The following is a 26,061-nucleotide window of genomic DNA, read 5'->3' on the forward strand; positions in this document are numbered from 1 at the left end:
CAAGGTAAAGCGGGGGGTTTTGTTCTTGGCAACAGAGGCTAAGGAACAGCGGCGGCTGTTCACGCCCTTCATCATCCGGATGCTGCTCGTTCTGTTCTTCGTGGAGTTTGTAAAAGGGGCGCTCATCGTGACGATCCTGCCCGTCTATATGAACATCGTGCTCGGTTTATCCGCTTATACCGTAGGCTGGACGCTGGCTCTGCAATATGCGGGGGATAATCTGTTCCGCACGCCGATGGGATATGTGATCGACCGCATCGGCTATCGCATCGGCATCCTGGGAGGCGTGGCTGTGGCCGGTGTTTCCGTGTGGATCATGGCCTATGGGAAAAGCAGCGGGTGGATGCTCCTCGCAGCAACCCTGCTGGGGATCGGCACATCGCCGCTTTGGCCGAGCGTTATCGCCGGAGCCACGGCAGAAGCAGGGGAACAGGCGCGCGGCAAGGTGATGAGCGTCGTATATGTCGCTTGGCTGTCGGGGACGGGACTCGGCCCCGTTGTGATTAACCTGCTCATCCGAGGGAATGATTATTTGCCGACGTTTTGGTTCTTGCTCGGCCTGTTGGCCTTCGTCCTGGCGATTGCCCTCTTCCTGCCCGATCATGCGGCGAAGGGAGGGCCGGGGCGGCACGAATATGCCCTTCGGACGAAGAGCGACTCGCCGCTGCTGCAACGGGCGTCGGTTTATATCCGTAACGTCCTCAGTTCGATCCACGTCAGCCCCTTGTTCTACCCCGCATTATTCCTGCAGAACATCGCCATCGGTTTGCTGGCTCCGGTGCTGACCCTGTATGCAAAGGAGATTCTTCATCTCAGCAATGTCATGTACAGCCTGCTCTTGATCTTCGGCGGGGGCATCACGATCCTCCTCCTGTACCCCGTCGGCCTCCTTGTCGACCGCTGGGGGACGCGCTGGCTTCTGCATATCGGTTTTCTCTTGTCCAGCGCGGCGATCGTGTTCTTCACGTCAGCGCGGTCGATGCCGCTGTTACTTGGGACGTCAGGCCTGATCGGCGTGAGTTATGCCCTGATCATCCCTGCATGGAATGCCTATATTGCAGCATTGGTGCCGGAGGATAAGCGGGCTTTCGTGTGGGGATTTTTCCTGACGATCGAGGGGGGAGGGATGGTCGCCGGTTCCATCTTATCGGGACGGCTGTGGGATACCTTCGGACCACAGGCGCCTTTCTTCGTGAGCGGCGGGGTGATGGTTGTGATATTTGTTCTCCATTTGTTCATTTCCAATAAACAGCCTGTTATGGTACGATGAGACATGTCGCGACAGTGTGACAAACGTTACAGTGCATGTTCCAAGGAGTGTGGCAGGCATGAAGCAATTGGGGATCATTTTCCTCATGTTACTCAACGTATTCATTGGGTTCGGCATCATCATCCCGGTTCTGCCGGAACTCGTTCCTCCTTATCATCTCTCGTTGATGTTATCCGGATATTCGCTGATCTCCTTCGTCATGTCCCCGCTGTGGGGAACTTGGTCGGACAAGCTTGGACGCAAGCCGATCATCATGACGGGGATTGCCGGCTATGCGCTGAGCTTCTTCCTGTTCGGCATCGCTGAACATCTGTGGCTGATGTATGTGTCCCGCCTTCTGGCCGGATTCTTCTCGGGCGCGGTGATCTCCTGCGCCGTGGCCTATGTCGCCGATGTGACGGATGAAGAGAATCGCACGCGGGGCATGGGCCTGGTCGGCATGGCCATCGGTCTCGGCTTCGTCATCGGCCCGGGGGTCGGCGCGGCCTTGAGTCTCTTGGGGTACTCGATTCCGTTCTTCGCCTCATCGGCTTTGGCCCTTATCACCTTGTTCTTGACGATCCTGTATCTCGATGAGTCGCTTGCTAAGGAGAAGCGGGAGGCGCATCTGCCGGGGCGAAGAGCTGCGGGTCGTATATCGAGCTGGCAGGCCTTCGCAGGGGCGATGAAATACCTCTACATCCTGGGGTTCATCGTATCTTTCACCCTGTCCGGATTGGAATTTGCCCTTTACTACTATCAAGCGGAGCGCATCGGCATCACGCCCTTCGATATGGGCATGATGTTCATGGTCAGCGGCATCGTCGGCGCGGTGATCCAGGGGGGCGTCGTGCGGCGGTATATCAAGAAAGGGGACGAGCCGAAGTTTATGACGCTCGGCCTGCTCTTATCGGCGGCCGGTTTCTTCCTCATCATCTTCTCTGCTAATCTGTTGACGGCCACGCTGTTTCTTACGGTCTTCTCGGCAGGCAATGCCTTGGTGCGGCCTTGCGTCACCTCGCTCATCACGCAGAAGACCACTGTTGGTCAGGGAACAGCCAGCGGGCTCAGTTCGTCGATGGACAGCCTTGGACGCATCACCGGACCGCTGTTCGCGATGGGGGCCTTCTATATCGCTATCCAGCTTCCCTTTGTCCTGGGCGGGATCATCTGCCTTCTTGGTTTGTTCCTGCTGCAGAGGTTCATGTCCTTGGATGCAAAGGCAGAAACGGCGGGATAACCGTAACAGAAGAGGCCGTTCAGAAGGGGAATGTAAAGAAGGGACCTGTTGTACGAGGTCCCTTTTATGTTTAATGAGCAGTGGAAGATATTGATCCCTTGCATGAACACACCGCTCTGTGGTATTACTTACTTTCCTGCCATAAGCCTGTTGACAGTCCTGCGCATCAACGCCTATGAATCGCTCAAGACGTTCATCTTATGTCGGCTTGGCAGGAGAAAATTAATCCATAAACCAAGTTGCGCTTTCATATTAATCAGTATAAGATATTGGTAAGAGAAAATTATCAGAATATTTTAATAATAAGACATTGGTAAGATATGGAGGGATTGCCGTGACCAAAAGCTATGAAGTGGAGTATTGCAATCTTGAGTTGCGTTTTGACCGCCGGCAAATCCAGAGTTTTATCAAAGATCTAATCGGTGAAGGTTACTCGCTGTATTGGAGCGAAAACGATACGTATTTTATGATCTCGATCCGCGCAGGCCGCAAGCTGATCAAGCTGAAGTTCCAGCGCATGGGCGAGCGGTTCAAGCTGGTCGGCACTTACTCCTTCCGCGATGAGAAGCTGATGGAACTCATGGAGAGGATGATCGGCGACACCCGCGGGCACGCGGTAGTGAAGCGGTTCCGTGACCGGCAGATTCTAATCGAGAACATCATGTTCGGTGAGATCATTCGCACGGTGGAGATCAACGGGGTGGAGCACAAAGTAATCTATCAGAAGGAGCCGGTCATCACGATGGAGTCGATGATCGAAGCCTATCGTTCGACGCGTGCTGAGGAGCGGGCTAGGGTGGTCAGAATGGAGCTGGATTATGAGCTTGCCGTCCTGCATGAATGCATGATGAAAGGTGACGCCGAAGGCATCGCACGTGCTAAGGAGAGATTGGAAGCACTGCGGCAGGAAGCTTTGCAGCTTGAACTATAATGAATATACAGTCACAAGGTATAGGACAGATTAGATCCGCTGTCTGCGAAGGTATAGATTCCCTCGCGGCAGCGGATATTTACATAAAACGTAAATAATAACGTTGTAAAAAACTATTTCACAAACCGTGCTGAAATATGTACAATAGACCATATGAGAGAAATTAAACAAAATATAAGAAGTGGGGCGAGACTATTGTCTAAACAACAGATTGGCGTAGTCGGTCTGGCAGTTATGGGCCGCAACCTGGCGCTGAACATCGAAAGCAAAGGATTCTCTGTATCGGTGTATAACCGTTCGCCGGAGAAAACCAAAGAACTCATTGCAGAACATCCTGATAAGAATCTAGTAGGTACTTATTCCATTGAGGAATTCGTACAATCTCTGGAGCGTCCGCGCAAGATCCTGATCATGGTCAAGGCCGGTGAGCCTACGGATGCGACGATCAATCAATTGCTGCCATATCTCGAGAAAGGCGACATCATCATCGACGGCGGCAATGCCTACTTCCCGGATACGCAGCGCCGCAACCGCGAATTAAGCGAGCGGGGCATCAACTTCATCGGTGCAGGGGTATCCGGCGGCGAGGAAGGTGCGCTGAATGGACCAGCGATTATGCCCGGCGGACAGAAAGAGGCTTACGAACTGGTTGAGCCGATTCTAACGGCTATCGCGGCTAAGGTGAATGGCGAACCTTGCTGTACATATATCGGTCCGGACGGCGCAGGTCACTATGTAAAAATGGTGCATAACGGAATCGAATATGGGGACATGCAGCTGATCTGCGAAGCTTACCATCTGATGAAGGAGATTCTGGGGCTTACGGCGGATGAACTTCATGAGATCTTCGCTGAGTGGAACCGCGGTGAGCTGGACAGCTATCTGATCGAGATTACAGCGGACATCTTCTCTAAGAAAGACCCTGAAACCGGGAAGCCGATGGTCGACGTGATCCTGGACGCAGCCGGCCAGAAGGGCACAGGCAAGTGGACGAGCCAAAGTGCGCTTGATCTGGGTGTACCGCTGTCAATCATCACGGAATCGGTATTCTCCCGCTTCCTGTCTGCGATGAAGGAAGAACGCGTAGCAGCGAGCAAGGTGCTCAGCGGACCGAAGTCGAAGGTTGCCGTAGAGGACAGAGAGGCCTTCATCGAACAAGTACGCAGAGCTTTGTTTGCGAGCAAGATCGTCTCCTATGCCCAAGGTTTCGCACAGATGCGTGCGGCATCGGAGGAGTATAACTGGAATCTGCAATACGGCAACATCGCGATGATCTTCCGCGGCGGCTGCATCATCCGTGCGCAGTTCCTGCAGAACATCAAGGATGCCTACGACCGTGATCCCGAGCTTCGCAACCTCCTGCTCGATCCTTACTTCAAGGACGTCGTCGAAAACTATCAAGATGCATGGCGTCAAGTGATCCAGATCGCCGTTGCGAACGGAATCCCGGTACCGGCATTCTCCAGTGCGCTGGCTTACTACGATTCCTACCGTTCGGAACGTCTGCCGGCGAACTTGCTGCAAGCTCAGAGAGACTACTTCGGTGCGCATACGTTCCAACGCGTGGACAAGGAAGGCACATTCCATCATCAATGGTTCTAATCCGAGACGAACTCGTCCAGACCATACAGAGCTTCCATTAGATACTGCTTCAATCGTTCGCATTCCTGATCGTAGAAGGGATTGCGGTGGATGAGCATCATCGCGACTTCTGCGAAGCAGTAGAAGTTCTCGATTAAGCGTGGCTGAGGAAGGACCGCAAGGGCCGGATCCTTATCAGCCACTTTTTTTTTGATATAATCTAAGCCCCATACAACATCATCGCGCTTCAGCGCATGATTGGGGTGCAGGATGCGCTGAATCCGCTCGCGGTGCGGATTCGGTGTCAAGGCCTGTGCCATGGAAGGTTCACCTCCTTATATCAGGCCTGAATCATCAGGAAAGTCGGACCAAGAGCATGTCTTATATCGGTTATGTGCATCAGGCATAGATCTTAAGAGCAGATACTACAACCTTACTCGATCCGGCGTCGTTTTATACCTGATCAGCCGACGGCTTATTCACACTTTCCAAGGGCTGTGATATGATGGGGGTGCTAAGGGTTAGTCAGAGGAGATATGGAGATGCACAGGAATATCATCTTGATCGGATTTATGGGTACGGGGAAGTCCACGGTGGGGCATGCTCTGGCAGCGGCTCTGAATTGGACTTTCGTCGATATGGATGAACGGATCGTCGAGAAGGCAGGTCAGTCCATCCCCGAGATCTTCGCAGCTCATGGGGAGGCATATTTTCGCGATCTGGAGTCCGATGTGCTGCATGAACTAGCCGGCGGGGCGAAACAAGTCATCGCTACGGGCGGCGGGGCGGTGCTGCGTCCGGCCAACCGCGAGGTGATGTTGAAGGGCGGCCTCGTCGTCAATCTGAAAGCCGATGTTGAGACGATCATCCGCAGGGTTAAGGGGGATGCGAACCGCCCGCTCTTGGCAGGTGACGTGGAAGAGAGAGTCCGGAAGCTGCTGCAGGAGAGACGGGGGATGTACGATTACGCCCATCTCGCCATCGATACGAGCAGTATGCAAGTGGATGAGATCGTGCGGACTATCCTAACTCATGCCACTTGAGCATGCCGCCTTCCAGGTTCTTAAGTCCGCTGAACCCCATATATTCCAGGTACTCGCAAGCCTTGGCGCTTCGCACGCCGGCGTGACAGACGACGATGATCTCGTCCGTCCGCTCGATCTCCGAGAGGCGCATAGGCAAGTCATACAGGGGGATATGACGGGCGCCGGGGATCATGCCCTCAGCGACTTCATCATCTTCGCGGACATCGATGATGTTCAGCTGTTCGCCTTGTTCAAGGCGGCGCTTGACCTCCTCAGCAGTGATCGAATCCATAGGGTTTGTTTCCTCCTCATGCAGAATGCTGATCGCGTGATCTGGATCACGGACCACATCCTCTAGGATAGTATATCCATGATGGAAGTCAATACCGAACGTAAGGAGCGAAGTTCATTGAAAGCAATTGTGACGCCTACATCCCACTTGAGCGGGGAGATGAATGCACTTTCTTCAAAAAATTATACGACGCGCTATATGCTGGCTGCAGCCCTCGCTGAAGGGACAAGCCGCGTCTATTATCCTGCGCACAGCGAGGACAGCGATGCGATGCGCCGCTGTTTGCGCGATCTGGGAGCGGTGCTTGAAGAAGATGATGAGAAGATTACGATCACCGGCTTTGGCCGCCATCCCCGTGATGTGAAAGAACTCGACGTAGGCAACGCGGGTGCGGTCCTGCGTTTCCTGATGTCCATCGCTGCATTCTGCCCCCAGGTTACCTTCATCAACCGCTATCCCGAATCCCTGGGGAAACGTCCGCATGGGGATCTGATCGATGCCCTGACCTCGATGAACGTGAAGATCGATCACCAGGATGGCAAACTGCCGATTACGATCTATGGCGGTGCACCGCGCGGCGGACGGATTCAGGTATCCGGCAAGATCAGTTCGCAGTACCTCAGCTCGCTGCTCTTCATGACGCCGCTCTTGGATGAGGACAGCGAGATTGAAGTGCTGCATGACCTGAAGTCAAAGGTCGTCGTCGGACAGACCCTAGAGGTGCTGGAGCAGGCAGGGATTCAGTTCGAAGCTGCGGATGATCTGATGCACTTCCGCGTTCCGGGAGGCCAGCGCTATGCGACCAGGGATTATATCGTGCAGGGAGATTATCCCGGTTCAGCAGCGATCATGGCTGCGGCTGCCGTCACCCAATCGGATGTGAAGATCCACCGCTTGCCGGAGGACAGCAAGCAGGGTGAACGGGCTGCCGTCGATGTGCTGCGGGCGATGGGCGTGCCGCTGACCCATGAGAACGGTACGGTGCATATTCAAGGGAATGGCCGCCTTAAGGCTGTGGAGTTCGACGGTGACGAATTCACCGATGCCGTGCTCGCTATGGTAGCTGCCGCTGTGTTTGCAGAAGGGACTTCCCGTTTCTACAATGTGGAGAATCTGCGCTATAAGGAGTGCGACCGCATCACGGACTTCTTGAATGAGCTGCGCAAGGCCGGCGCCGATGTGGAGGAACGGCAGAGCGAGATCATCGTGCATGGCCGTCCAGAAGGCGTGGAAGGCGGTGTGGAGATCGATGCGCATGTCGATCACCGCGTGATTATGGCGCTGACCGTTGTCGGCCTGCGTTCGAAGAAGGGTCTGACCATAAGGGATGCCCATCATGTTGCCAAGTCCTATCCGACTTACTTCGATCATCTGCGGGCCCTCGGAGCGCAAGTGGAACTTATGGAAGACTAGGCAGGATTAGCTGCAAATCTAAGGTGCAAGTTGAAGTTCAAGCTAGGTGCAAAATATGTCATACGATTAGGCGCAGATTTGCAGAAAGTTAGATGCAGCATAAGGCGAAAGACGAATGGAAAGGGCGCAATATGGACATGGAGGCGAATACGATGGCATTTACGAATCCAAGCCGCGAGGAGATCAAGGAGATCCTTGCGAATTGCGGCAACATCGCAGTTGTTGGTCTGTCCGATAAGCCGGAACGGACATCGCACATGGTAGCCAAGGCGATGCAGGAGAGGGGGTACCGCATCATCCCTGTCAATCCTGTTGCGCAAGGCAAGGAAATCCTTGGCGAGACATGCTATGCTTCACTCAGCGAGGTGCCGGAGAAGATCGATATTGTCAATGTGTTCCGGCGCAGCGAACATACGCCGCCGATCGCTGAAGAAGCCGTGCGCGTCGGCGCTCGCGTCCTTTGGCTGCAGCAAGGCATCTACAATGAGGAAGCAGCGGCCATCGCCCAGCAGGGCGGGCTTACGGTGATCATGGACCGCTGCATCAAGGTTGAGGATGCGGTCTTAAAGCCGCGCGGATGAACGAGGCTTGCAAACGGGCTTGACTGTAGCCGGGTCTGACAATAACCAGCAAGCTCCCAGCAGCTTACTAACATACTTCACATGCCCTCCTGCAGACAATAGTAAAGGCTTTGTGACTGATGACTCAGCACCTGACTCCCGTCGGTAGAAGCGGGCTCCAGCGTCCATCATCGTCATGAAGACCATATCTGAAGGAGGGCATCGCTGTGTATAATCAGCAGTCGTATCACACATCAAACTACCGAGGCAATATCCAGGGGCATGACCGCTACTTGCGTTCTGACTCCCAGCAGCCATCAAGCAGCATGCAGAGCAGCGGTTACGCAACCAGCTCCTACAACACGCCTGTAACTTCGCAGTACCGCGGCATTCAGCGTACCTTCCAGCCGACGGGTTTCGTACAATCCGTCTACGGTCAAGGCAGCCAGCAGGCTCTGAGCTCGAGCTCGGTAAGTTCGCAGTACCAATCGCCGGCTTCCTACCACATGTCGAACTACCGCGGCAACCAGCCGGGACATGACAATTACCTGCGCTCTGATTCGCAGCAGCCGAGCGGCTACGGCAGTTACGGAAGCTACGGGAATACCGGGAATTATGGGGGCTATGGAAGCGCTTCGATGACTAGCCAGTATCAAGCATCTGTTCCGGCAAGCTCGCAGTCTTTGCAATCCTCTGCCGGATCAACTTCGGCCCAATATTCGCCTTACCAAAGTCAATATTCGCAAAGCCAGTATACTCAGCAGTCCCAGCAGTATAACAGCCCGCAGCAATATCATCTCGCCAATTACCAAGGGAATCAGCCGGGTCACGATCAAGATCTGCGCAGCGATTCCAATCAGCCGAGCGCATTCGGCCGCAGTTTCTTCTAAACATCCCCCATTGGCGAACCCACCCCCCCCCGGGTTCGCCTTCCCTTTCCCATGCAGTAATCTTCAGAGTTGGCAAGGCTTAGACTTTACAAATGAAAAAGATCACTATACATTCTTTATAGAGCCCAAATACATAGAACGGGTGAGAGGTTCAGGATTGTTTCGTCGTGGTTGGCACAGAGATATGACGGATAAGATAGAGGGGGATCTATGCGATATCATGCTATCGGCGCTGCCCCGGGAATTGCCTACGGGAGAGCGTTCAATCTGCCGCAGTGGGAGTATGAGTTGCCTGATCGCATCATCGATGCCGCTCAGCTCGGCCAGGAGATGCAGAGGCTGTACGAAGGGATCAGCATATCGAAGTCGGAGATCGAAGAACTGAAGCAGGAGATCTCGCCGTATTTCGGGGAAGACGAGCTGCGGATCTTCGATGCCCATATCGCCATCCTTGAAGATCCGCAATTTATGAAAGAAGTGCAGAACGTAATTCTTCAACAATACAAAGTGGCGGAAGTTGCGGTCAAAGAAGTGATGGATCGCTTCAGCCGCTTGTTCGAACAGTTGGAAGATCAGGTGATGCAGGATCGTTCGCTGGACATTCGCGATGTCGGCAACCGGCTGCTCAAACACCTCATCGGCACGATGAATGTGTTCGAACCGCCGGCGGACGAACCCTATATCATCGTCGCACGGGAACTGACGCCGTCGCAGCTTGCCCATCTGAATCCGCAGAATCTGATCGGCATCGTCATCATGGCGAGCAGTGCGAATTCACATACGGCGATCATGGCCCGGGCGCTGGGCATTCCGTGTGTCGTCGGCCTGGAGGGGGAACTGCTTGCACCGATCGAAGACGGCGATCAGATCATCATAGACGGCGATCGCGGCCTCATCGATGTGAATCCCGATGAGGAGACGCTTGCGAAGTATGAACAGGAACGTGAGGAATATCGCCGCGAACAGCTCCGTCTGAGCACCATCAGCGATCTGCCGGCGAGTACGATCGACGGCGTACAGGTTAAGCTGCTGGCGAACATCGGCTTTAACCTCGAGATCAAGAGCGCGAATATCCGCCATGCGGAAGGCATCGGCTTGTACCGGACGGAATTCGAATACATGGATCGCTCGACCTGGCCGACGGAAGAGCAATTGTATGAGACCTATCGCTCGATGATCGAGCGCTTGCAGGGCCGGCCCTTCGTCATCCGTACGTTGGATATCGGGGCCGACAAGCGCTTGCCCTATTTTGATCTGCCCGATGAAGATAACCCCTCTCTGGGTTTGCGGGCGATTCGCTTCAGCTTAGCCTATCCGGAGATTTTCCGCACGCAGCTGCGTGCAATCGTGCGTGCGAGCTTGCACGGCCCGATCAAAGTGATGTATCCTTTCATCGCCTCCGTCGAAGAGGTAAGGGAAGCGAACCGTCTGCTGGATGAGGTGAGGACACAGCTCGCTGCGCAGTTAGGCAGGGAGATTCCGCCGCTCAAAACGGGGATTATGGTCGAGATCCCGGCGGCGGGGACGATCATCGATCTGTTGGCCGATGAGGTGGAGTTTTTTAGCATCGGCACCAACGATCTTGTGCAATACATCCTCGCTGCTGACCGGATGAATACGAGGGTTTCTCCGGTATATGACCCGTATCATCCCGCGGTGATTCGCGTCTTTCGGCAGATCGCAGAAGCCGCGCAGCAAGCGGGCAAAACGGTTAGCGTATGCGGCGAACTGGCGGGCGTGCCTGATTATCTACCGGTGTGGCTTGGGCTAGGCATCACGCGTTTGAGCATGGCTCCGCCTGCGATCCTTACGGTGAAGAAGCGGGTACGCAGCCTGTCTGCGGATCGCTGCCGGGAACTGGTCCGTGACCTGTTCACCTGCAAGACCAGTGAGGAGATCAAAGCGAAGATCGCGGAGTTTAATCGGCTTATCGAATGGGAATCATAAATGGTTAGGAGTTAGACAATTGAAAACCTGGTTGCGTATCGTACCAGCGATCATCTGGATGGCGGTCATCTTCTACATGTCTCATCAACCCGGGGAGGCGTTGGATGAGAATGTGATGGTATGGGTGAAGAAGCTGTTTCCGTTCATCCGGGATCTGAATTTTGGACATTTTATCGCTTATTTTATCTTGGCATTATTCGTATATCTTGCTCTCGGGGCTAAATGGCTGAATTGGCGGGGAAGGCTGCTTACCGTCCTGATCTGTGTGCTGTATGGGGTGACGGATGAGTACCATCAGTCCTTCATCCCCGGCCGTTCACCGGATCTTCTCGACCTGCGCAACGATGGGATAGGCGCTTTGATCGCGATGCTGCTTGTCAGCTTGAAGCCGGTCCATCGCTTGTACATCCGGCTCCTCGAAGGTAAAAAGTACTAGACATCTCAGTGCAGGAGATCTCCCCGCTCGGTCGAATAAAGTATGGGATTAGTTTTTGGTTCGGGCGAGGAGGGGAGAGGATGACCATAACTTGTACATGCGGCAGCGTGATGAGATTATCTCTTAGAACCTTGATTTATTCCAGCAAAGTCGAGATCAACAATGTTCCGATCTATACATGTGAATCCTGTCATAGAAGCGAAGTATTCTCCGCCGTGAAAGGCGATTTGACCTCGCTGATCGAACATATCGCTGACTCGCAGGATGAGCCGTCGAAGATCCGCTTCGATGAATGCAATGAGCTGGCCTTCTTGCTGATGAAAGCATCGGATCAAGAATTGCTTCATGAATCATTAATGAATATAATCGAAGAGAGAATCAATGAATTACTGGACATGTTGCTGCTCGCCAAGTCTCTGAACGATCCTGCGTGGGTCGAGGAACTTAGAGGCAGATTGCGACAGATTTCGGACCATTATGTCATATCCGGCACCTTGGGCAGGGATCACTGATCGGGATCAACTGATCCTTCCTGCCCGCGGGCATTGCATCTCATCGCAATTTGTCGTATGATATCGGTAACCCATATGTACGTTTTTTCACGTATCTATACACGTATCATTCTATTAAAGTAACGGAGAGAAGCAAATGACAGTAACAATTTATGATGTAGCTCGAGAAGCAGGTGTGTCGATGGCCACTGTATCTCGAGTGGTCAACAACAACCCGAACGTAAAACCACAAACACGCAAGAAAGTCTACGAAGCGATCGAACGTCTCGGATATCGGCCGAATGCGGTTGCCCGCGGTCTCGCGAGCAAACGGACGACGACGGTAGGCGTCGTCATCCCGGATATCTCGAATGCGATCATTGCGGAAGTAGCGCGGGGGATTGAGGATATCGCGAACATGTATCACTACAACATCATCCTCTGCAATGCGGACATGCGCAAGGAGAAGGAGATCCGCGTGATCAACACCCTATTGGAGAAACAGGTGGACGGACTCTTGTTCATGGGCGGCTTGGTGACGGAAGACCATATCCAAGCGTTCCGCACGTCTAACGTTCCGGTTGTGCTGTGCGCAACCAGCGATGTCGAACAGAGCGTGCCTTCTGTCGATATCGATCATCAGCTTGCTGCCTATGACGCGGTACAAGCATTGATCACACGCGGCCACAAGAAGATCGCGTTGATCAGCGGCGTGCTGGAGGACTTGACGCATTATTACCAGCGTTATCTGGGTTACCGCAAGGCGCTGGAGGAAGCCGGGATTCCGTTCCGCGAAGACTATGTGCGTATCGGCAACGGCCGCTATGAGTCCGGTCTTGAAGTGATGAATTACTTCATGGAACTGGAAGACCGGCCGACGGCGATCCTCGCAGCCAATGACGAGATGGCGATCGGCGCGATCCATACGGTATTGGATCACGGACTTTCCGTACCCGATGACATCTCGATCATCGGCATCGACAATGTTCGTATGGCGTCGATGGTAAGGCCGCGCCTGTCGACCGTTGCTCAGCCGATGTATGACATAGGTGCCGTATCGATGCGCCTCTTGACCAAGCTCATGAAGAAAGAGCACGTTGAAGAAGAACGCGTGATCCTGCCGCATGAGCTGATCATTCGGGATTCGATCGCAGAGGCCTAAAGGTTACAGGCTAAGGCCTGGAGGGGGGCTGTATAAGCCCCTTTTTTTCTTTTTTTCATACTTTCATGCAATCTACTCGAGCGGTGTCCCGTATGCGTGACAGCGTGTTTGCTGCGTAACAAGGAGGCTGCGGCGTGATTGTGTGTTTGATCCATAATTGAAGTCATATTATCGCTCAAGATCGACAGAAGTGCCAGCTGAGGGCTTTATCCTAATTTTAGGATAAACCTTTTTGTTTTTTCGGATCTTATCCTATATTTAGGACAAGCAAAAGGCAGACCAGAGGAGAAGCGGCTCCCGGGTCTGCTTTTGCAATTCCCCGTATACCTTCGTACGCATAGCATAGTGAACATAAAAGAACCCCCTGACGCTTGTCAGCAACAGGGGGTGAAAGAAGCAGGCGACGAGAGCAACAGGAGCAAGACTTGTTACTCAACATGCACCTGCGCTGAGTAACTTGAGGTACCGTGCGCGTTTACTGCTGCGACCCGATACCATCCGCTGATCGGGAAGGAGATGTATTCGTAATAGGTCTCCGTTGTCGAGCCGATCTTCGCATAAGGGCCGTCCTCGGTGACGGAGTAGTAGATCTCATAACTCGTCACCTTCTCCTGCTCGGGATTCGGATCCCAGCTGAGGGATACGGACGTGCCGCCGCTGCCGGCTGTTGCCGTTACATTCTTCGGCGCGGATGGAGCAGCCGCCGGCCCCTCATCCTGCCCATCGCCGCTGCCCGGCTGAGGCACCGAGCCGTTCAGCGGATCGCTGCTTCCGCCCGGGTCTCCGCCTGGGCCTGGGCTGCTGCCGTCTGCATCGCCATTCTCTCCTTCTCCGCCGATGCCGTTGAACGGAGGAAGGGGAATGCCCGGATCGAAGGCATCGCTGTGGCTGAGCAGCACTTGCGTCGGCGGTGATTCCTTGCCTACGACATCAACGGCGGTGATGTAGTACGTCGCACGCTCATAACTCGGTACCGTGTCTTTGAAGACCGTTTCGTCTCCCGCATAGAGGATCTGTGCGACTTGATAAGGCATGCCGTTCACCGACTTATACAAGCGGTATCCGATGAGATCGGGTGCCTGGGTCGCTTGGAAGGTGATTGTCACCTCACCGGTCTCCGCATTGCGGCTGATCGCCGGCTGTCCCGGCGCAGCAGGGATGAGACCGTCGTCCTCACGCGGATCCACCAGCGTCGGCGCATCCAGATGTGCGTCACGCGGGATATAGAAGCTGAGCGAACGGTTCGGGCGACTGTTCGGATATTTCTCAAACATCTCTTGGATCTCCCGAATCAGCTCGGCAATCGAAGGGTTGCGCCTTACAAGCAGCCGCTTCTGGACAAAATCCCGCGGCGTCTCAGGATGCGGAAGGTAGTTCAATCCGCCGTACCGAACGATTTCCATCTCGACCAGTGCGCTGTCTTCCTTCACCGGGATGTACTTCTTATTGAAGATATCCCGATACAGCATGTTATGCTTGCGCACCAGCTCGCTCGGCAGGTCGCCGGAGACGGAGGAGACGGTCATCTCCACGATTCCGTCCGGTCTCGGGAAGTCCTTCGTCGGGAACAGCTCAGGTCTGGTCTCAATGCTGGTATTCATGATCTTCGCCCAGATCTCCCTTGCCCGGCGCCGGCCTTCCCGGCTGAGCGGTGCCTGCTGGTCGTAACCGATCCACACACCTACGGTTACATCAGGGCTGTATCCGACGAACCAGACATCGTGGTAATTCTGGGTTGTACCGGTCTTCCCGGCGATGGTCGTCTTATCCCAATGTTTGAAGTCGCTCTTCAAGCTTGTCGCGCTTCCGTTCTGGATGACCGTGCGCAGCATATCGGTCATCAGATAGCCGGATTGCTCAGAGAAGACCCTCTCCGGCGTTACTTTATGCTCGTAGACAACTTCGCCGTCCATCGTCGTGATCTTCTCGATGAGGTAAGCATCCTTGAACTCGCCGTAACTGGCGATCGCAGCATAAGCATTCGTGAGTTCTTCGACGGTAACGCCGTATTTCATCCCGCCGATGACTCCCGTGGCTGCGTAGTAGTCGGATTCATCGATCGTGGTGATGCCGAGCTTCTTCGCGAAGTTCAGACCGTTCTCGATGCCGACGATATTGTTATAGATCTTGATTGCCGGCACGTTGTAGGAATGGTTCAATGCGTGACGGGCCGTCATCAAACCGTCGAAACGGAGCAGCACGTTGTTCGGAATATGGAATCCCTTACCGCCGTCGGGCAGGATGATCGGGCTGTCGTCGATGACGGTGGCCGGCTGAATCTTGCCGTCCTCGATTGCCGGCAGGTATGCAGCGATCGGTTTCATCGCCGATCCCGGCTGCCGTTTCATCTGCGTTGCATGGTTCAGCTGCTCGATATTGTAGTCACGCCCCTCGATCATGGCGAGGATCGCGCCGGTTTCGTTGTCGATCATGATCGCTCCGACTTGCTCGACACCATTCTCTTCGTCATCCGGTGAGAAATTCTCCGGATTGGAGGCTAGTTCTTGGAGCGCTTCATAGATATTCTTGTCCACCGTCGTATAGATCTGGTAACCGCCGTTCAGCAGTTCCTTGTGTGTGTCATTCAACAGATCTTCATACTGCGGGTCGGACAGGTCATCCATCGTCAGCCCCGGGTTGTTCTGCAGGGCAAGGATCTTCGTCGCCCGCTGTTCCACTTCCAGCATCAGGAACGGATACTTGTTATACGCCTTCTGACTAGGCGGGGCTAAGGAAGAACGAATATCAAAGGCCAGCGCTTCTTCGTATTCCTCTTCCGTGATCTTGCCTTCTTGCAGCATCCGGTAGAGAACGACCCGCTGTCTCTGCATCGCTCTGTTGAATCCTTCTTCCTTGAAAGCACCGGTGCCGGTAAACGCCGAATAGGTATGGGGCGCTTGCGGCAAGCCAGCCAGATAGGCCGCTTGTGCGATGTTCAGCTCATCCAGTTCCAGGTTGAAGATCCCGCGGGCCGCTGCTTTGATGCCGTATACTTGATACCCCGTGGAACTTGCTCCAAAGGGGATCTTGTTGAGATAGCCGATGAGGATCTGCTCCTTAGAGAGATAGCGCTCCATGCGCATCGCCAGCAGGATCTCCTTAAACTTGCGGCTGTGTGTTTGTTCCAGGGACAAGAACAGATTCCTTGCGAGTTGCTGGGTGATCGTGCTGCCGCCGGTCTGTCTGCTTTCATTCAGGAATTGCTGGCGGACGGCACGCAGCGTCGCACCGATATCGATGCCTTTGTGTTCCATGAAGTCATTGTCCTCTACAGCGAGGAAGGCATCGACGACGATCTGCGGCACTTCCTTGTCGATGCTTGTGATCGGCTGCCTATCGACTTCCGAGCGCAGCTGTCCCATCAGTTCCGGTTCGCCTGTGCCGTCATCCCGGAAGTAGATGTAGCCGGTCTCGCTGTTCTGGTAGAGAGCCGTGATAATCTCCTCGCGCGAGCGGAGGGGATCGTCTTTGACGAGGGCGGATACATAGCCGTAGAGCACCCCGAAGACGGTGACTCCGCCTAAGCAGGCGACGAGGAGCAGCCATTTTAAGCTGTGAAGGATGATTAACAGCGCTTGTTTCGTTCCATTTATCGCTTTGTCCGATTTTTTCTTCGATGATGGTTTCTTCGTTGCATCGCGTTGATTCGTATGTTGAGTAGTCATAATTGACCTCCTGTAATAACCTGTTCCAGACAGATCGACCGACAAGCTGCCGAACATCGAAAAATAGGGAAAATAAACACGTTTCATTATACCATAAACGAGAAATGAAGCATATATAGGCCGCTTGTCGCATATCATGCACGCAGTGTATCCATCTTCATGTACGCTGTGCATCCATCACTGGCTCAACCGAACATGCATGGTGATCCGTCATCTGCTTGCCATACTTGTCATAACAGGATTGATAGGAGAAGGGCTGTCAAGCAGATAACTCTGCCTGACAGCCCTTCGTGAAATTAACGGCTGTAGAACTCGACGATCAACGTTTCATTGATCTCTTGCGGAAGTTCGGAACGTTCTGGGAGACGTGTCAACTTTCCTTCCATCGTGTTCTCATCATATTCAAGATATTCAGGTACGTAGTTGTTGTTAGCAAGGGATTCCTTGATCGTCGAGAGATTGCGGCTTCTTTCACGCAGGCCGATGACTTCGCCGACACTCACAAGATAGGAAGGAATGTCGACTTTCTTACCGTTCACAGTCACATGGCCGTGTGCGACCAATTGACGGGCGCCGGCGCGAGTGTTTGCAAAGCCGAGACGATATACAAGGTTGTCCAAACGTCTCTCGAGCAAGATCATGAAGTTCTCGCCGGAGATCCCTGGCATCTTGCTCGCCTTATCGAACAGATTGCGGAATTGCTTCTCGCTGAGTCCATACATATGGCGAAGCTTTTGCTTCTCTTGTAATTGAAGACCATATTCACTTAATTTTCTGCGTTGTCCCGGGCCGTGTTGTCCCGGAGGGAATGGGCGCTTTAACTCTTTGCCCGTGCCGCTCAAGGAGATGCCCAGGCGGCGGCTGAGTTTGAATTTAGGACCTGTATAACGCGACATGTTTGATCTTACTCCTTTGTATAAATAAATGTTCTCGAAGATCCGTCTGTGCAAGGAGTGCGAACGATGCTCGATAGCAGCATCCAGCGGGCAAAAATTCAGCCGCGTCCCGCTGTACGCAGCTCCTGCGAGGGTGTTGAAACAGACGTCTTCGATCACGCTATCTACAGTATGCTCCGAGGTATAATTTTATAAGAAATAGGATCTCGATGTCAAGCATTAGATGCGTGTTTCTTCATAAATCAAGATGCAAGGTTGATCATCACGGTTCGCCATACAGTACATAAGTCATATCTTATTAGCATAAATAATAAACTAAGGAAAACTAAGGTGAAAGTTTCCAGAGATAATAGTAAGATAGAATTAGGGATAAAGCATCATGAATTCGTTTCATCGATTATTTGTTAAAATGAGGGATGTTCATGCAGTGTCATCATCCGCGGGAAGGTGTTCATGATCCACATGCGCCTATACCTGTCCAGCCCTCCGTCGATCCCGCGCATATCAGGGAGTGTTTTAAACGCTTGATTCAGGGGATCAACCCTGGTGATCTGGAGCTCAGAGGCATGCTTCTCTTATGCGATGCCTCGGGAATCGAGCTTGAGAGCCATGCGCTTCATGAAGCAGCGGAAGGGCTGCTTGCCGGCTTCGACGGCGATTGGCGGCAGAAGGGCGTCCATGCGATCGCCATTGCCGACAAGCAATCCTTCCAGATTCGGCGGGATGAACATACGCATCCGATTCTTAAGGATTGCTGCACGCTGGCGAAACCCTTGCTTGATGATTCTAATGAATTAGCAGCTGTGCTGGGGCTGATCTATGAACCAAGGGATGAGAGGGAAGAACGAGAAGCCCGGGCTTTATTCGCAGCATGGGTGAAAGCGATTCAATCCGATCTGATACAGGTGCGGAAACAAGCGGAGGTCGAACGTCTTGCGGCCATGAAGCATGGTTATGAGGAAGAGATGCGGAAGAAGGCTGTGCTGTATCAGGTGGCTAAGCAATTGCATGGCAATATGGATGTAGATGCGGTGCTCGGCGAGATCATGAGCAGCATGAAGAAGATCTATCCATCGGCGGACATCGCACTGTATCTCACCCAAGACCACAGCAGCCAGCTGCCGATGGTCAAACCTCTCCAGATCCAGCATGGGGAGGAAGACAGCCTTATGCGTGCCTATATGGAGAGCAGAGCCGTCTTCACCTGTGAGATCATCGCCGGCCGCAGATGCCAGCGGCTGGCTGTTCCGCTCAGCGGCAAGCAGGGCGTCTACGGCATCATGCAGGTGATCATTGAGGAGGGACTGGGATCGGAACTCGATGTGCCGTTTATTACGGAATTAGCTGAGTGCGCCGGAGCAGCCTTCGAGAACGCCCGGCTGCATGAGAGTTCCAATATCATGATTCATGAACTTCGCCTCATCAACGAGATCACCAGACGTTTGAACCAGAGCTTGAAACCGCAGGAGGTCTTCCAGTTTGCCACCGATGAACTGATCAAGATCTTCAAAGCGAACTTCGGCCTGATCATCCAGACGGATAAGGACAACCGTGTGATGACGGTCCAATCGAGCAATATCACTGAGATGACGCATGCTTCCTTCGATCTAGATTACGGCTTCGCCGGGCTGATGATCGAGAGCCGGGAGCCGGTGATCGTCTCCGATTACGCACAACACCCCGAGATTCCTTCCAAATTCATGGAGATGACAGGTGCAAGGTCGATGATCGGTTCGCCGATTATCGTCGGCTCGGAAGTCCTGGGCGTGATCATGATGGCGCACCGTCTTCCGGATTATTTTACATATGGTAATTTCAAGCTGCTTCAGGTGCTATCCGGCCACATCGGGCTGGCGATGACGAATGCTTCGCTGCACGCCGAGGTGCGGCGAATGGCGGTGACCGATCATCTAACGGGGCTGTATAACCGGCATTACCTCGATGAACAGATCAAGCTGATGCAGCAGCGTGACCCCTGCGGTTCCTTGCTCCTCACGGACATCGATCTCTTCAAGAACATCAACGATACTCACGGCCATCAGATCGGCGATGAGTCGATTAAACAGGTTGCTCAGATCATCAAAGGCAGCATACGGGATACGGATATCGCAGCCCGCTGGGGCGGTGAGGAGATGGCCGTCTACCTGCCCAGATTGCAGCTCGATCAAGCGCTCATGGTCGCAGAGCGCATCCGCAGAAGAGTGGAAGAGGAGACGGATCCGAAGGTTACGATCTCCAGCGGCGTATCCCATTGGAACAGGGAAGACGAGAAGATCAGCGTTGAATCCCTGTTCTATCGCGCGGATATGGCCTTGTACGAGGCGAAGCGCACCGGGCGCAACCAGGTGAGGATAGGTTAAAGTCAGAGCGGTGCATGTCCCGACCTGCGGCTGGCTATCCTACATGAGGAGAAGTCAGCAACCTGAACTGGAGGGACGATCGAAGGATGGCAGGATGCAGGATAGGACTTGCGGTGGTGATCGCGGCTGTGCTGTGCATAAGCGGCTGCACCGGCATCGGTGCAGAGGACCCATATGAATTGTTAAGCCAAGCCGTATCGGAAATCTATGGACAGGATGACTTTACCTTCGAGGTATCTACAGCTGTGAATTCGAAGCATTCGCCTGGAAGCCGCAGGAAGGTTTTCTCCGGATATGTAAGCGGACACAATGAGATCTATCTTGAACCGGTGGACAGCGGCACTGGCTCCAGCGCAGCATACAGCAGCATGAGCGATGGACTCTTGCATTACAAGAAGGAAAACCGTGAGTGGAAATTGACCGGAGAAACGAGGGAAACGGGGAAACTGCTCCCCCTGTACACGCTGAATCCGCTGATCCACGCAGAACTGTTGAACCGGTCGAAGAAGATCGTCTCCTTCGAGGAGGCGAAGGGACAAACCGGCAAGGCGGTGCTTAGCGCTGACGTGGAAGATGAGGATCTGCTGGAACGCGTGCGCGCCCACATCCGCAGCGAGCATGAGCGGATTATTAAGGAGGCAGAAGCACGCATCCGCGGCTCGGAGCACGAGGCACTGCGGGCGGAGTTGAAGCGGTATGCAGAGCAAGCCGGTCGGCAATTGGAGCAGATGCTCAGCACGCTCACGATCGATACGGATTACCGCATAACCGTTGAGACGAGGCAGCGGCGAATGGAAGAGTTGGTATATACCGCGGAACTGGAGTATGAAGTAAACGGCAAGCGGCAGGCGGAGACAGTGGAGACGGTATACCGCTTCCCCCGTTAATCGGAGCCGATACAGACACAGCGAAGGCTGCTCAAGTTGAGCAGCCTTCGATTTCAAGCTGTGTTGTGATCCGATCCGCCCGGGTGTTGGTATTATTTCAGATTTTCTGGATTGAGCCCTTCCAGCTCCGGCACGACGAAGCGCCCGTCCTTGCGAATCAGTCGGTCGTCGAAGCAGATCTCTCCGCCGCCGTAATCCGCTCGCTGGATCAAGACCATATCCCAGTGGATGCTGGAATCATTGCCGTTATAGGCATTCTCATAGGCCTGCCCCGGCGTGAAGTGCAGGGAGCCGTCGATCTTCTCGTCGAAGAGGATGTCCTTCATGGGCTCTCGGATGAAGGGGTTAAAGCCGATCGAGAACTCGCCGACATAGCGCGCGCCTTCATCGGTATCGAGGATGCGGTTGATCCGCTCGGTGTCATTCGCCGTTGCTTCTACGATCTTCCCGTTCTCGAAGCGCAGGACGACATTCTCGAACACGAAGCCGTTATAAGGGCTGGGCGTGTTAAAGGAGATCGTGCCGTTTACGCTGTCGCGGACAGGGGCGGTATAGACTTCGCCGTCGGGCAGATTCATCTTGCCGTCGCATTTGATCGCCGGGATATCCTTGATCGAGAAGGTCAGATCCGTTCCCGGACCGGTGATCCTTACGCGGTCCGTGCGGTTCATGAGGTCGACCAACGCATCCATCGCAGCGCTCATCTTGCTGTAGTCCATGGTGCATACGTCGAAGTACAGCTTCTCGAAGGCTTCGGTGCTCATCGAGGCAAGCTGGGACATCGACGGCGACGGATAGCGGAGCACGACCCATTTGGTATTCCTTACACGTGTCATGGAGTGCACCGGATGGTTGTACAGCTTGTTGTACAGCTTCATCTTGTCATCCGGCACATCGGACAGCTCATAGATATTGCTGCCGCCGCGGATACCGATATAGGCTTGCATCATCGACATCTGCTTCTGATCGAATTCGGCCCAGGTGCGGATCTGCTCCTCGCTCGCCGACATCAGAAGTTCGCGGGTCACTTGATGGTCGCGGAGATTCACATAGGGTCTGCCGCCGGCCTTGTGGACTTCCCGCACAACAGCTTTGACAAGGGCGTGATCGATGCCGAAGGCCTCGATGAGGACATTCTCGTCCGGCTGAACATTCGTCGAATAGTTGACCAGGACATCGGCCAATCGTTCTAATCTTGGGTCCATCACCATGCATCATCCTTTTGATTTTATATGTGTGTTATATGGAACATGTGATATGTAACATGATTATTATAACCGATTCGATGAATATTTTGTGTGAGTAATGCATAATAGAAGGTATGGCGAAGCGCTTTTGGACAATGTGCTAAAGGATTTTGGCAATTTATCTCTTGATAAGAGTGAAGGTTTTCACGTATGATGAAACAAAATGATATCCGGAGGGATCCGAACATGACAAATGCAAATGCAGCAGTAGTAGAAATCTCTCAAACGGCAAGCAAATTCACTTCATCGATCGTATTGCAGTTCGAGAACAAGTACATCGACGTGAAGAGTATCCTGGGTCTATTTACCTCCCTGATGAGCGGAAGCACATATGAGCTTCATATCCACGGCCCTGATGCCGAAGAAGCGAAGGCAGCGATGTTGGAAGTATTTAAGAAGCACAATCTGCAAGTTACAGTCAAAGAATAACCGAACAATATTCACAGATCATGAGGTGTGCATACACCTCATTTTTCTTGGCATCGCGCGGGACTTCACTTGTACATTGTGAATTTTTCGACTAATATAGGCTTATAGAGACTTATGGGAGATCGATGCCAGGGAGGAGTACTATGATGTCTACGGATGAACTAATGTCCGCATTAAGCCAGAAAGCGTTAGCCCTTCTCCGTGAGGATGCATATAAAATCGAACAATTAATCCAAGTACAGATGGAGACGCTGACGAACCGCCGTTGTCCTCTGTATGAGGAAGTCCTCGATACCCAGATGTACGGCCTATCGAGAGAAGTGGATTTCGCGATTCGAGCAGGTCTCATCGAGGCGTCCGAAGGCAAGGAGATTCTGAATAAACTTGAACGGAACCTGGCAAACTTATATGAGGCTCTGAATAAGCAGCAGTCCGAATGAACAGGATCAGTTCCAACCGCCATGATTCAGATCCTTAAGGCCGGCAAGCAATTGCTTTTGCATGTTGTCTCATTATACAATACCAATATGTTCACGTCATGGAAGGAGGATTCTTCATATGGAGGAGACTGGTACAGGAACCATCCGTATATCGGATGATGTTGTAGCAACGATCGCCGGACTGGCTGCTACCGATACGCCTGGCATCGCCGGCATGTCCGGGGGGATCAGCGAAGGACTGGCTCGCCGACTCAGCGGAAAGCACGTAAACAAAGGGGTATCCGTGGAAGTCGGCGAAACAGAAGCAGCGATCGATCTGCGGGTCATCGTGAACTATGGAGCGAAGATTCATGAGGTTTGCAGAGATCTGCAGGAGAATGTCCGGGATGCAGTGGAGAATATGACGGGATTAACGGTGGTCGAGGTCAACGTTAAGGTTGAAGGTGTGGCTTTCCCGGAAGAACCGGCGCTTGAGGCACCGAAGAACCGGGTTAAGTAAGCAGTCATTCTCATAGCTTTATCTATAATAACTGCACCAAACTGTCTCTTTCGGGAGGCAGTTTTTTGTGTTCGTAGAGGGGTAAGATGATATCAGCGCACAATGAAAGGACATGGTCCGATGTTCGATATCGGATGCCATGTCCTAACGTGAAGCATCTCGCGGTTGATTGGAATATCGCGAGATATTGAGAAGGATTCCCATGCACATCAAGGTGACGAGCAGCGAAGAGCCGCCGTAGCTGATGAACGGCAGGGTCACCCCCGTGATCGGGATGAGGCCTGTGACGCCGCCGAGATTGATCACCGTCTGGATCCCGATCATGCCCACGATGCCCGTGCCGAGCAAGGTGCCGAAGATATCCGGACAGCGCAGAGAGATGATGAGCGCCCGCCACATCAGGATGAGGAGAGCGGTCAGGACGGCAAGGGCGCCGATCAGCCCCAATTCTTCCCCGATCACGGCGAAGATGAAGTCGTTGTATGCGTAGGGCAGGTAATGCAGCTTCTGGATGCTCTGACCAAACCCCGCTCCTGTAACGCCGCCGTGCCCGAGGGCGTAATAGGACTGGACCAACTGGTATCCGCTGTCGAGCGGATCCGCCCAGGGGTCCAGGTAAGAGGTTAAGCGGGAGAAGCGGTATCCTCTGAATCTGTCCTCCGGCGGGGTCATGAGCAGATACCCGCCGATGACCAGTCCCAGGATGCCGGTCAGGAATACGCCCGATAGGAACAGATGCTTCAGATTCGCTCCGCCGGCCACGATGACCAGCCCCGCTGTCAGCACCAGGATGAAACAGGAGCCGAGGTCGGGCTGGAGCATGATGAGCAGGCAGACGATGCCGACGATGATCATCACGGGCAGGAACCCCCGCTTGAAGTCACGGAACTTCTCCCCTTTGCGGCTGATCAGCGCAGCTAAGTACATCACCACGGCCAGCTTAGCGAATTCCGTAGGCTGTCCTCCAAAGGGGCCGATCTGGAACCAGCTCCGCGCCCCGTTCCGCACTTCCCCCACGAACAGAACCAAGATCAATAAGAAAATAGCCAGGAGAAAGATCGGAAAGATCAGCTTCTTCCACTTCTGAAAATTGATATTCATCATGATGAACATGAGGAAGATGCCCGCTGCAGCGAAGACGAGCTGGCGTTTGGTAAAGTACAGCGAATCACCGAAATGGATCGCTGCCGTCGCAGAGCTCGAGCTGAAAACCATGACGATGCCGAAGCCCGTCAAGATCAGCGTCAGGAACATGAGCAGGAAATCCGGTGAACCCTTATGCAGAGGATTCATCATGGATCAACCTTAAGCGGTTTATTGCAGAACATTGGCAAGTTCCGTCAGTTTCGTCTCAGCTGACCGCAATACTTCCGCCGGGATCGGATCGGTATAGTTCAGTCCCTGCGGAAAGGTTGCACGACCGATGTAGGCTTCCTGGATGTTCAAGACAGCGTGAGGTTGTTCCAGTTTCCCCTCGATTGCCCGTGTGTCGATGCGCAGATAGTAATCGTTTCCATCATGTTTGATCTGGTAATCATAGGTGGCTCGGTTGTATTCCCATTGATTGCGCACGAAACCCAGGCGGGAGGATACTTTGTCCAGATGACTCAATTCACTCTTAATGCCCTTTAATGGATTGTTTTCGATGATCATGAACGATTCCTCCTACTGACCGTAAGTACTGCATTAGTGCGAGTTTCTTTCTACATGATAGTATGTTTATCCAGCTTGTGCAAGCATACGTGTGATAATATCACAATTGGCCTCCCGCCGGTTGGAGGACGACCGGCGCATGAAAATCTTGATCTTCGCGAAAACTATACACGGCAGACGCCATGATATTCCCAAAGGATATTCCTCACCAAAGTTCTCCTGATGGAAAGGTGGAAGATAGGCATGCCGAGAACAATCGGCGAGATCATGACCACAGAATGCGTAACGGTAACTCCGCTGGACAATATCTACGAGGCGGCATTGAAGATGAAGCAGCATGATATCGGCTTCCTTCCGATCGTGGAGGGCAAGAAACTGGTCGGTGTCTGTACGGACCGCGATCTCGTCATCAGGGGGTATGCGGACAAACATCCAGGTTCTTCTTCGATCACGGACGTGATGACGAAGGAATGCATCACTGTCACTCCGGACACCCCGGTGGAAGAAGCCGCCGAACTCATGGCGGACAAGCAGATTCGCCGCTTGTGCATCGTAGAGCAAGGTGAACTCGTCGGCGTGTGTGCACTCGGCGATCTGGCGGTTCGCTCCGTCTATGAGCAGGAAGCGGGCAGGGCGTTGACGGAGATCTCCGAATCAGACGAAACACAGCTCCCCCATTAAGCGATGGAGCCCTTAATCGGGCTCTATTTCTTTATAACTCAACTTTCGCACCTTGAAAATCTGTACTAAGCCTTGATAGGGCTAGGA

At 53.4% G+C, this 26,061-nt stretch carries 25 protein-coding genes; 18 read left to right on the top strand and 7 right to left on the bottom strand.

All coding sequences use genetic code 11. The features are described 5' to 3' along the window. The first annotated feature begins 25 nt into the window (after positions 1-25). The 4 genes from PRECH8_RS04210 (at position 26) to gnd (ending at position 5,022) form a co-directional block, all read left to right on the top strand. Positions 26-1,270, top strand: coding sequence for an MFS transporter (locus PRECH8_RS04210; RefSeq protein ID WP_242457430.1), 1,245 nt, complete (start codon positions 26-28; stop codon positions 1,268-1,270). A 58-nt stretch (positions 1,271-1,328) separates the two neighbouring features. Further along, the gene (locus PRECH8_RS04215) at positions 1,329-2,489 is read left to right on the top strand and encodes an MFS transporter (RefSeq protein ID WP_200965826.1); all 1,161 of its coding nucleotides are present in this window, start codon (positions 1,329-1,331) and stop codon (positions 2,487-2,489) included. Between the two features lie 334 nt (positions 2,490-2,823). After that, a complete protein-coding gene (locus tag PRECH8_RS04220; RefSeq protein WP_200965827.1) occupies positions 2,824-3,420 on the top strand; it encodes a YkzI domain-containing protein in 597 nt (198 codons plus the stop codon). Positions 3,421-3,615: 195 nt separating this feature from the next. Then, positions 3,616-5,022 carry an NADP-dependent phosphogluconate dehydrogenase gene (gene gnd, locus PRECH8_RS04225; protein ID WP_200965828.1) on the top strand — a complete coding sequence of 469 codons (1,407 nt, stop codon included), beginning with the start codon at positions 3,616-3,618 and terminating at the stop codon, positions 5,020-5,022. Here the strand turns inward: gnd and PRECH8_RS04230 are convergent. Beyond that, positions 5,019-5,321, bottom strand: a complete 303-nt coding sequence (locus tag PRECH8_RS04230) for a hypothetical protein (RefSeq protein ID WP_200965829.1) — start codon at positions 5,319-5,321, stop codon at positions 5,019-5,021. The genes gnd and PRECH8_RS04230 overlap by 4 nt on opposite strands. Before the next feature lie 222 nt (positions 5,322-5,543). Between PRECH8_RS04230 and PRECH8_RS04235 the strand changes: the two genes are divergently transcribed. Continuing rightward, positions 5,544-6,044: a shikimate kinase gene (locus PRECH8_RS04235; protein WP_200965830.1), complete on the top strand. Its 501-nt coding sequence runs from the start codon at positions 5,544-5,546 to the stop codon at positions 6,042-6,044. Here the strand turns inward: PRECH8_RS04235 and PRECH8_RS04240 are convergent. Further along, positions 6,022-6,318: a rhodanese-like domain-containing protein gene (locus tag PRECH8_RS04240; protein WP_200965831.1), complete on the bottom strand. Its 297-nt coding sequence runs from the start codon at positions 6,316-6,318 to the stop codon at positions 6,022-6,024. The genes PRECH8_RS04235 and PRECH8_RS04240 overlap by 23 nt on opposite strands. Positions 6,319-6,435: 117 nt before the next feature. On the opposite strand from PRECH8_RS04240, the gene aroA reads away from it, so the two are divergent. The 7 genes from aroA to ccpA all read left to right on the top strand — a co-directional run bounded on the left by aroA (position 6,436) and on the right by ccpA (position 13,217). After that, complete coding sequence (aroA, locus tag PRECH8_RS04245) at positions 6,436-7,731, top strand: 3-phosphoshikimate 1-carboxyvinyltransferase (protein ID WP_200965832.1); 1,296 nt, start codon at positions 6,436-6,438, stop codon at positions 7,729-7,731. Between the two features lie 152 nt (positions 7,732-7,883). After that, positions 7,884-8,312 (top strand): CoA-binding protein, encoded by a 429-nt coding sequence (locus tag PRECH8_RS04250; protein ID WP_200965869.1) that lies wholly within the window; start codon positions 7,884-7,886, stop codon positions 8,310-8,312. Positions 8,313-8,518: 206 nt separating this feature from the next. After that, positions 8,519-9,181, top strand: a complete 663-nt coding sequence (locus tag PRECH8_RS04255) for a hypothetical protein (protein WP_242457431.1) — start codon at positions 8,519-8,521, stop codon at positions 9,179-9,181. Positions 9,182-9,391: 210 nt separating this feature from the next. After that, positions 9,392-11,128, top strand: a complete 1,737-nt coding sequence (gene ptsP, locus PRECH8_RS04260) for a phosphoenolpyruvate--protein phosphotransferase (RefSeq protein WP_200965833.1) — start codon at positions 9,392-9,394, stop codon at positions 11,126-11,128. A gap of 19 nt (positions 11,129-11,147) precedes the next feature. Continuing rightward, positions 11,148-11,564 (top strand): VanZ family protein, encoded by a 417-nt coding sequence (locus PRECH8_RS04265; protein ID WP_200965834.1) that lies wholly within the window; start codon positions 11,148-11,150, stop codon positions 11,562-11,564. An 80-nt stretch (positions 11,565-11,644) separates the two neighbouring features. After that, positions 11,645-12,076, top strand: coding sequence for a hypothetical protein (locus PRECH8_RS04270; RefSeq protein ID WP_200965835.1), 432 nt, complete (start codon positions 11,645-11,647; stop codon positions 12,074-12,076). A gap of 136 nt (positions 12,077-12,212) precedes the next feature. Beyond that, positions 12,213-13,217, top strand: coding sequence for a catabolite control protein A (gene ccpA, locus PRECH8_RS04275; protein ID WP_200965836.1), 1,005 nt, complete (start codon positions 12,213-12,215; stop codon positions 13,215-13,217). A gap of 428 nt (positions 13,218-13,645) precedes the next feature. Here ccpA and PRECH8_RS04280 read toward each other — a convergent pair whose 3' ends face one another. Next, entirely contained in the window at positions 13,646-16,882 is a 3,237-nt protein-coding gene (locus tag PRECH8_RS04280) for a penicillin-binding protein 1A (RefSeq protein WP_200965837.1), read from the bottom strand. A 296-nt stretch (positions 16,883-17,178) separates the two neighbouring features. Continuing rightward, positions 17,179-17,778 (bottom strand): 30S ribosomal protein S4, encoded by a 600-nt coding sequence (gene rpsD, locus PRECH8_RS04285; protein ID WP_200965838.1) that lies wholly within the window; start codon positions 17,776-17,778, stop codon positions 17,179-17,181. A 422-nt stretch (positions 17,779-18,200) separates the two neighbouring features. On the opposite strand from rpsD, the gene PRECH8_RS04290 reads away from it, so the two are divergent. Together PRECH8_RS04290 and PRECH8_RS04295 are read left to right on the top strand one after the other, a co-directional pair. After that, positions 18,201-20,138: a sensor domain-containing diguanylate cyclase gene (locus tag PRECH8_RS04290; protein WP_207161767.1), complete on the top strand. Its 1,938-nt coding sequence runs from the start codon at positions 18,201-18,203 to the stop codon at positions 20,136-20,138. Between the two features lie 86 nt (positions 20,139-20,224). Further along, positions 20,225-21,025: a hypothetical protein gene (locus PRECH8_RS04295; protein WP_200965840.1), complete on the top strand. Its 801-nt coding sequence runs from the start codon at positions 20,225-20,227 to the stop codon at positions 21,023-21,025. A gap of 92 nt (positions 21,026-21,117) precedes the next feature. Here the strand turns inward: PRECH8_RS04295 and PRECH8_RS04300 are convergent, their stop codons facing one another. Further along, the gene (locus PRECH8_RS04300; RefSeq protein WP_200965841.1) at positions 21,118-22,233 is read right to left on the bottom strand and encodes an aminopeptidase; all 1,116 of its coding nucleotides are present in this window, start codon (positions 22,231-22,233) and stop codon (positions 21,118-21,120) included. A 225-nt stretch (positions 22,234-22,458) separates the two neighbouring features. Here PRECH8_RS04300 and PRECH8_RS04305 point away from each other — a divergent pair, with 225 nt between their 5' ends. The 3 genes from PRECH8_RS04305 to PRECH8_RS04315 all read left to right on the top strand — a co-directional run bounded on the left by PRECH8_RS04305 (position 22,459) and on the right by PRECH8_RS04315 (position 23,640). After that, positions 22,459-22,701, top strand: a complete 243-nt coding sequence (locus PRECH8_RS04305; RefSeq protein ID WP_200965842.1) for an HPr family phosphocarrier protein — start codon at positions 22,459-22,461, stop codon at positions 22,699-22,701. A gap of 146 nt (positions 22,702-22,847) precedes the next feature. Then, positions 22,848-23,141: a DUF1507 family protein gene (locus tag PRECH8_RS04310; RefSeq protein WP_200965843.1), complete on the top strand. Its 294-nt coding sequence runs from the start codon at positions 22,848-22,850 to the stop codon at positions 23,139-23,141. A 118-nt stretch (positions 23,142-23,259) separates the two neighbouring features. Then, positions 23,260-23,640 (top strand): Asp23/Gls24 family envelope stress response protein, encoded by a 381-nt coding sequence (locus PRECH8_RS04315; RefSeq protein WP_200965844.1) that lies wholly within the window; start codon positions 23,260-23,262, stop codon positions 23,638-23,640. Positions 23,641-23,784: 144 nt separating this feature from the next. On the opposite strand, the gene ftsW is transcribed toward PRECH8_RS04315, so the two are convergent. Continuing rightward, positions 23,785-24,933: a putative lipid II flippase FtsW gene (gene ftsW, locus PRECH8_RS04320; RefSeq protein WP_242457432.1), complete on the bottom strand. Its 1,149-nt coding sequence runs from the start codon at positions 24,931-24,933 to the stop codon at positions 23,785-23,787. A gap of 21 nt (positions 24,934-24,954) precedes the next feature. Next, on the bottom strand, positions 24,955-25,293 hold the full coding sequence (locus PRECH8_RS04325) for a YugN family protein (RefSeq protein WP_200965846.1): 339 nt from the start codon (positions 25,291-25,293) through the stop codon (positions 24,955-24,957). Between the two features lie 243 nt (positions 25,294-25,536). On the opposite strand from PRECH8_RS04325, the gene PRECH8_RS04330 reads away from it, so the two are divergent. Next, on the top strand, positions 25,537-25,974 hold the full coding sequence (locus PRECH8_RS04330) for a CBS domain-containing protein (RefSeq protein ID WP_200965847.1): 438 nt from the start codon (positions 25,537-25,539) through the stop codon (positions 25,972-25,974). Positions 25,975-26,061 lie beyond the last annotated feature (87 nt).

Source organism: Insulibacter thermoxylanivorax (genome assembly GCF_015472005.1).
Classification (GTDB): domain Bacteria; phylum Bacillota; class Bacilli; order Paenibacillales; family DA-C8; genus Insulibacter; species Insulibacter thermoxylanivorax.

Bases quoted from the DNA above. Each gene is read 5' to 3' on its own strand.
- PRECH8_RS04270 (WP_200965835.1), top strand. From the start codon at position 11,645: ATGACCATAACTTGTACATGCGGCAGCGTGATGAGATTATCTCTTAGA.
- ptsP (WP_200965833.1), top strand. From the start codon at position 9,392: ATGCGATATCATGCTATCGGCGCTGCCCCGGGAATTGCCTACGGGAGA.
- PRECH8_RS04230 (WP_200965829.1), bottom strand. From the start codon at position 5,321: ATGGCACAGGCCTTGACACCGAATCCGCACCGCGAGCGGATTCAGCGC.
- PRECH8_RS04315 (WP_200965844.1), top strand. From the start codon at position 23,260: ATGGAGGAGACTGGTACAGGAACCATCCGTATATCGGATGATGTTGTA.
- PRECH8_RS04295 (WP_200965840.1), top strand. From the start codon at position 20,225: ATGGCAGGATGCAGGATAGGACTTGCGGTGGTGATCGCGGCTGTGCTG.
- PRECH8_RS04215 (WP_200965826.1), top strand. From the start codon at position 1,329: ATGAAGCAATTGGGGATCATTTTCCTCATGTTACTCAACGTATTCATT.
- PRECH8_RS04330 (WP_200965847.1), top strand. From the start codon at position 25,537: ATGCCGAGAACAATCGGCGAGATCATGACCACAGAATGCGTAACGGTA.
- PRECH8_RS04310 (WP_200965843.1), top strand. From the start codon at position 22,848: ATGTCTACGGATGAACTAATGTCCGCATTAAGCCAGAAAGCGTTAGCC.
- PRECH8_RS04305 (WP_200965842.1), top strand. From the start codon at position 22,459: ATGACAAATGCAAATGCAGCAGTAGTAGAAATCTCTCAAACGGCAAGC.
- rpsD (WP_200965838.1), bottom strand. From the start codon at position 17,778: ATGTCGCGTTATACAGGTCCTAAATTCAAACTCAGCCGCCGCCTGGGC.
- PRECH8_RS04290 (WP_207161767.1), top strand. From the start codon at position 18,201: ATGCAGTGTCATCATCCGCGGGAAGGTGTTCATGATCCACATGCGCCT.
- PRECH8_RS04240 (WP_200965831.1), bottom strand. From the start codon at position 6,318: ATGGATTCGATCACTGCTGAGGAGGTCAAGCGCCGCCTTGAACAAGGC.
- ftsW (WP_242457432.1), bottom strand. From the start codon at position 24,933: ATGAATCCTCTGCATAAGGGTTCACCGGATTTCCTGCTCATGTTCCTG.
- PRECH8_RS04280 (WP_200965837.1), bottom strand. From the start codon at position 16,882: ATGACTACTCAACATACGAATCAACGCGATGCAACGAAGAAACCATCA.
- PRECH8_RS04325 (WP_200965846.1), bottom strand. From the start codon at position 25,293: ATGATCATCGAAAACAATCCATTAAAGGGCATTAAGAGTGAATTGAGT.
- ccpA (WP_200965836.1), top strand. From the start codon at position 12,213: ATGACAGTAACAATTTATGATGTAGCTCGAGAAGCAGGTGTGTCGATG.
- PRECH8_RS04250 (WP_200965869.1), top strand. From the start codon at position 7,884: ATGGCATTTACGAATCCAAGCCGCGAGGAGATCAAGGAGATCCTTGCG.
- PRECH8_RS04235 (WP_200965830.1), top strand. From the start codon at position 5,544: ATGCACAGGAATATCATCTTGATCGGATTTATGGGTACGGGGAAGTCC.